Below are 3,182 nucleotides of genomic sequence, written 5' to 3'. Positions count from 1 at the left end.
TCTGACACCACTTTCATGCCCTCGGAATACAGTCAGAAGATTGCCTTGGGTATCCCACAGACAGGCGGTTTTATCTAGTAAACTGGCGGTGAGGATTTGGCTACCATCGGGGCTAAATACGGCACTTCTGACACCACTTTCATGCCCTCGGAATACAGTCAGAAGATTGCCTTGGGTATCCCACAGACAGGCGGTTTTATCTAAACTGGCAGTGAGGATTTGACGACCATCGGGGCTAAATACTGCACTTTCGACACTACTTTTCTCATGCCCCTGAAACTCGGTTAGGAGATTGCCTTTGTTATCCCACAGGCGAACGGTTTCATCGGTAGCGGTGAGGATTTGGCGACCATCCGGGCTAAATACTGCACTCTGGAGATAGTCATGCCGTGGCAACTGGGCTAAGAGATTGCCTTTGGTATCCCACAAGCGGACGGTTAGCTCGCTGGTGGTGAGAATTTGGCGACCATCCGGGCTAAATACTGCACTTCTGACTCGATACTTATCGTCCCGTAACTCTGCCAGTTGAGCGTTATTTTTAGACACGCTTTCCTGAAAGGTTTCTCTGGCAGTTATTTGCTCGGCTTGGGCAGCAAGAGCAACTGACAAATCCCATAGACGGGCGGTGCCATCTTCACTGGCCGTGAGAAGTTGACGACCATCGGGGCTAAATACGGCACTTCTGACACCTCTTTCTATGTCATGCCCTCGTAACGCAGCCAGGAGATTGCCTTTGCTATCCCAAACTCGCGCAGTTCCATCATAGCTAGCGGTGAGGATTTGACTCCCATCGGGACTAAATACGGCACTGGTGACTATTTCCTCATGCCCCCGAAACTCTGCCAATAAATTGCCTTTGATATCCCACAGGCGGACGGTTTTATCTAAACTGGTGGTGAGGATTTGGCGACCGTCGGGGCTAAATATGGCTCTTTTGATCCGCTCCTTATGCCCCCTGAACACGACTAGGAGATTGCCTTTGATATCCCACAGGCGGGCGGTTTTATACCCACTGATTGTGAGGATTTGGCGACCATCGGGGCTAAATTCTGCACTGTTGACTGCCTTCTCATGTCCCAGTGGGAACTCGGCGAGGAGATTGCCTTTGGTATCCCACAGGCGGGCGGTTTTATACCCACTGATTGTGAGGATTTGGCTGCCATCATGACTGAATACCGCACTATAGACTATCAACCCCGCCAACCCCACTCCCATTGTCTTAGGCACCGAGAACTGAACGAGGAGGTTGCCTTTGGTATCCCACAGGCTGATGGGATAAGCTAAATCGCTGGGGAGGATTTGGCTACATCGGGGCTAAATACGGCGCTGGTGACAATCTCACCAACCCCCCGCAACACAGCGATCGCATTGCCTTTGGTATCCCACAAACGGGTGGTTCCATCATGACCCGTGGTGAGGATTTGGCGACCATCGGGGCTAAATATTGCTGTGCTAACACCATCCTCATGCCCCTGGAACTCGGTTAAGAGATTGCCTTTGGTATCCCACAGACGGGCTTTTTTATCTAAACTAGCGGTGAGGATTTGCCTCCCATCAGGACTAAATACGGCACTGGTGACAGAACTATTGTGTCCTCGGAATATTGCCAGTTGAGCGTTATTTTTGGACACGCCTTCCTGAAAGGTTTCCCTGGCAGCTATTTGCTCGGATTGGGCAGCAATCGCGGCTGAAACGTCCCACAGGCGGGGGATTTTATCCCAACTGCGGGTGAGGATTTGCCTGCCATCGGGACTAAATACTGCCCCCACGCTATTGTTATGCCCCCGCAACTGTGCCAGCAGATTGCCTTTGGTATCCCAAATTTGAGCGCTGCCATCCCTACTACTGGTAAGGATTTGGCGACCATCGGGGCTAAATCCTGCTACACTCTCGACGGAACTCCAGTCGGAATCTCCATGCTGCCCAAACACAGTCAGGAGATTACCTTTGGTATCCCAAATGCGGGCGGTTCCATCTATACTAGCAGTGAGGATTTGGCGACCATCGGGGCTAAATATTGCACTTTCGACATGATTTTCATGCCCCTGGAACTCGGTTAGGAGATTACCGTTGGTATCCCACAGGCGGGCAGTTTTATCCTGGCTGGCGGTCAGAAATTGCCTGCCATCGGGACTCAATACTCCACTGAGGACATGAGTCGTATGCGCCTGGAATTCTTTGAGAAGATTGCCTGTGATATCCCACAACCGGGCGGTTCCATCCCAACTAAGGGTGAGGATTTGGCTACCATCGGGGCTAAATACGGCTTTTAGGAAGCCTCCTGATCCGTCACTTCTGATCTGGAACTCTGCTTTGAGATTGCCTTTGGTATCCCACAAACGGAGTTTATCCCACCTGCCGGCTTTATCGGCAAACATATTAACGGTGAGGATTTGGCTACCATCGGGGCTAAATACCGCACTTCTACTTCTAATAACAGACTGCTCGTCACACGCCCGGAACTCGGTTAGGAGATTGCCTTGGATATTCCACAGGCGGGCGGTTTTATCCTCACTGGTGGTGAGAATTTGGCTGCCATCGGGACTAAATACTGCAGCGAAGACTAATTTCTCATGCCCCCGGAACACAGTCAGGAGATTACCTTTGATATCCCACAAGCGGGCGGTTTTATCTTTACTAGCGGTGAGGATTTTCCGACCATCGGGGCTAAATACGGCACTGGTAAGCCTATCCTCATGCCCCAGAAACATGGCGATTTGCCCGCCAAATGCTTGCACGGGTTGCTGCGTTCCTGATGGGTTGGGTTTTTCTGTTGTCGGTGACTGAGATAGTGTGGGAATCCTGGGTTGGCCGCTGATGGGGATGCTGTAGGTAGTAGCGAATACAACTCCCATCACCAGAGGGAGACAGCGATGCACTTTTCGGTATTTATCTGGCAGCATAATTGTTTTTTGGGAGAGTTAAGAATTGAGAGAGGGGGGTCAACTGAACCTGTCTCTATCGAATCCCTAAAAGCCAAAAGCTATAGTTTATTTTTGGATAGGCAAATCTGCTTAGCGTTGGCTCATGGTTTACCGAGGTCATTAAAAGTAAAATTGGCTGGGGGTTAGTTGTCAGAAAAAATTATTTATGTTAAAGAGAAACTCTATAGCAATCCTAAATCATTATCATGAGTACGGTACAATTATATGCAATACTTGATTATGACAAAAAAAATGAAT

At 49.8% G+C, this 3,182-nt stretch carries 2 protein-coding genes; both read right to left on the bottom strand.

Annotation, left to right across the window (positions count from 1 at the left end):
- On the bottom strand, positions 1 to 1,227 hold a 1,227-nt coding region (locus tag QUA42_RS27340), incomplete at its 3' end, for a WD40 repeat domain-containing protein (protein WP_333141790.1).
- A 53-nt stretch (positions 1,228 to 1,280) separates the two neighbouring features.
- Positions 1,281 to 2,903, bottom strand: a complete 1,623-nt coding sequence (locus QUA42_RS27335; protein ID WP_333141788.1) for a WD40 repeat domain-containing protein — start codon at positions 2,901 to 2,903, stop codon at positions 1,281 to 1,283.
- Positions 2,904 to 3,182: the final 279 nt, after the last annotated feature.

Source organism: Microcoleus sp. Pol11C2 (assembly GCF_036701505.1).
Classification (GTDB): domain Bacteria; phylum Cyanobacteriota; class Cyanobacteriia; order Cyanobacteriales; family Microcoleaceae; genus Microcoleus.
The sequence above is the reverse complement of the archived record's forward strand: the minus strand, read 5'-3'. Positions and strand labels throughout refer to the sequence as shown.

What these genes read in the sequence shown, in the direction of transcription:
- QUA42_RS27335 (WP_333141788.1), bottom strand. Translation starts at nt 2,903, where the DNA reads ATGCTGCCAGATAAATACCGAAAAGTGCATCGCTGTCTCCCTCTGGTG.